The following is a 2,734-nucleotide window of genomic DNA, read 5'->3' on the forward strand; positions in this document are numbered from 1 at the left end:
CCCATCTAGCGGGGTCCCTCCTCCCCGGTCCGGCGAGGTCCCTGCCAGACATGCGTGCGCACTGATGCTCGTCGGGTGCGAAAGCTGTCGACGTCGAGTCGTACTCGCTTTGGTACGCGTCGACGAACGACTGATTGTCACCGGTCTCCAGCGTCGGGAGGTAGCGAACGCCGCCGTAGGTTCCGTAGGCCGCTTCGCCGAGCGCGCCGCGGACGACCGAGAAGGTCATCGTCGGCGACATGAGGTTGACGTTCTCCTTGAGTCCCTGACTCGCAGCCTGCTTGACGAAGTTGATGAGGTCGCCGCCGGTCATTCCGAGGACGGCAACCTCCGCGTCCGAGTTGGCAATCTGGCTGATGTAGGAGTTGAAGTTGGTCGAGCCGAGTTGCGAGCGACTGCGGCCGACGACTTCGACGTCGTGGCCGCTTTTCATTCGTTTTTCCACGCGCTCCATCACCGATTCGCCGTAGGCGTAGTCGGCGATGTGGAACCAGACTTTGGTTCCAAGGTTTTCCGCGGTGTAGTCGGACACCGCTTCGGCCATCTGTGCGGTGTTCGTCTCCGCGCGGAAGACCCACTCGTTGCAGTTCGACCCGGTGATGGGAACTGCCGCCCCGCCGGGGTTGTAGATGACCCCTTGGTCCTTGGCGAACTCGTTGAGCGCGAGCGCGACGCTCGACGAAATCGCGCCCATGAGATACGATGCGCCGTCCTGTTCGACGACCGATTGCGCCTTCCGTCGGCCTGTCGACGGGTCGGCTTCAGTGTCCTCGTAGACGCCGTCGATTTCCACGTCAATGTCGGAGTTCTCGTTGACGTGCTTGATTGCGAGTTTCGCGCCGTTTCGCTGTCCAACCGCGAGACCGCCGTACGGTCCGGTCATCGGGCTGATGACGCCGTAGGTGATAGCGTTTGTTCCGCCACCGCCACCTCCTCCAAGACACCCTGCGACACCGGTTAGTCCGGTAACGCCCGCCAACCCTGCCGCCTGTACGAACCGTCGCCGTGATGGACGCGGCTCACCGCCGCTATCCGAGGAATAATCGTCTCTCATATTGTGTATGTTCACACGTAACATGAAAATCATCACGTTTAAAGATTTGCGTTGCCGCGAAGACAGTAATTTCTCGTCAATACACCGGACTATCGTCGCAGTTCACTGAATACGAAAACCGGCGTGTGCTCAGACTCGGGGGGCGACTTCCTCGCCGAGTCGCTGGATACACTCGACCATTCGGTCGGTTCCGATTCCGGGGTGGTACGTCCGGAAGATGAAGTGGATATCGTCGCCGAGGGCGTCGCGATAGCGGTTCAGTTCCTCAACAACGTCGTCCGGGGTTCCGAATATCGCCTGTTCTTTCAGTTCGTCTTGTCGCTCCGCGGATAGTTCGGAGACTTCCTCGCCCGAGAATATCTCGGCATACCGCCGCTGGAGGTAGAGATAGCCGTCTTTCATCGCGTTCCACGCGTCTTCCTTGGAGTCGCCGACGAAGCCGTGTTGGAGCACGTAGACGGTGAAATCGCCGTCGATATCCTCGGATTCACGAACGTTTCGGATGTCGTCGACGCGCTTCTTGAGGCCGCCTATCGAAAGCGACGACGGCGCACACCACGCATCCGCCGTTCGGGCCGCGCGCCGGACCGCGGGTTTGGCCGCTCCGCCGAACATGAGCGGTACGTCGCGGGCCGGTTTCGGCGTCACGTTGGCACCGGTTGCACCCTCGTAGAACGGGGATTCGTGCTCGATGGGGCCGTCGGACCACGCCCCACGGAGGAGTTCGGCAGTGTCGGCGAGGCGGTCGACTCGTTCGTCTCGCGGAACGCCGAATGCGTCGAACTCGCGCGGGTTCGAGCCGATAGAGAGTCCGAGCGTCGTTCGTCCGTTGGAAAGCAGGTCCACCGTCGCGGTGTCTTCGGCGAGGCGAATCGGGTCGTAGAGCGGCGCGAGGGCGATACACGTCCCGAGTTCGATGTGGTCCGTCGTCGCGGCGAGTGCCCCGAGCGCCGGCATCGTCCCCGAGAGGTAGCCGTCTTCCATGAAGTGGTGTTCGGACACCCACGCACTGTCGAGACCCGACTCGTCGATTGCGCGCCCGAGCGTAAGCATCTCGTCGTACAGTTCCGCCATCGGTCGGTCGTCGTCCGGACGTCGCTGACAGGTGAACAGGCCGGTCCCGAGCTTCATGTCTGTGAGTTACTACCTCAGCTATTAATAGTTAGGAATGGCGAAGGTGAGTACCCATGGAAACCGAGAGAGGACCGGCGCGGATGCCACCCGTACGAGTGGACCACGTCGGAATCGCCGTCGAAGACGTCGCGGACGCAGAACGGACGCTGTTCGCGCTCGGGTGCGAACGCGTCCATCGCGAGACGGTCGAAGACGGGTCGTTCGAGTGGGCCACGTACGTCCTCGGTGATGCGTCTCGGCTCGAATGTATCGCGCCCGTCGAAGGTGAGTCGTTTCTCACGGCGTTCCTCGATGACCACGGTCCCGGCCTTCACCACGTCACGCTGGAAGTGGTCGATGTCTACGCCGCGGTTGTGGCTCTCGAGGCCGCAGGTGAGCGCGTCGTCGGCTACTCGGTCGAAGACGGCTGGACGGAAGCGTTCGTCTCGCCGGGGAACCCGACCGGGGTGCTGTTCCAGTTGATGGAGTACCACGACGACTACGGCGACCGGGGGGCGGACGATGCGCGGTTCGGCCGGGGTGAACGGTTAGACCCGTACTGACCGG

General features: G+C 62.4%; 3 protein-coding genes. 1 reads left to right on the forward strand and 2 read right to left on the reverse strand.

Annotated features, from left to right (window positions below; all coding sequences use genetic code 11):
- Both QT222_RS03060 and QT222_RS03065 read right to left on the reverse strand, forming a co-directional pair.
- On the reverse strand, nucleotides 1-979 hold a 979-nt coding region (locus QT222_RS03060), incomplete at its 3' end, for an ABC transporter substrate-binding protein (protein WP_491476268.1).
- A gap of 204 nt (nucleotides 980-1,183) precedes the next feature.
- Nucleotides 1,184-2,185, reverse strand: a complete 1,002-nt coding sequence (locus tag QT222_RS03065) for an LLM class flavin-dependent oxidoreductase (protein ID WP_004060767.1) — start codon at nucleotides 2,183-2,185, stop codon at nucleotides 1,184-1,186.
- Nucleotides 2,186-2,241: 56 nt separating this feature from the next.
- Between QT222_RS03065 and QT222_RS03070 the strand changes: the two genes are divergently transcribed.
- Nucleotides 2,242-2,730, forward strand: coding sequence for a VOC family protein (locus QT222_RS03070; protein ID WP_491476267.1), 489 nt, complete (start codon nucleotides 2,242-2,244; stop codon nucleotides 2,728-2,730).
- Nucleotides 2,731-2,734 lie beyond the last annotated feature (4 nt).

The sequence above is a fragment of the Haloferax sp. s1 genome (assembly GCF_058382125.1).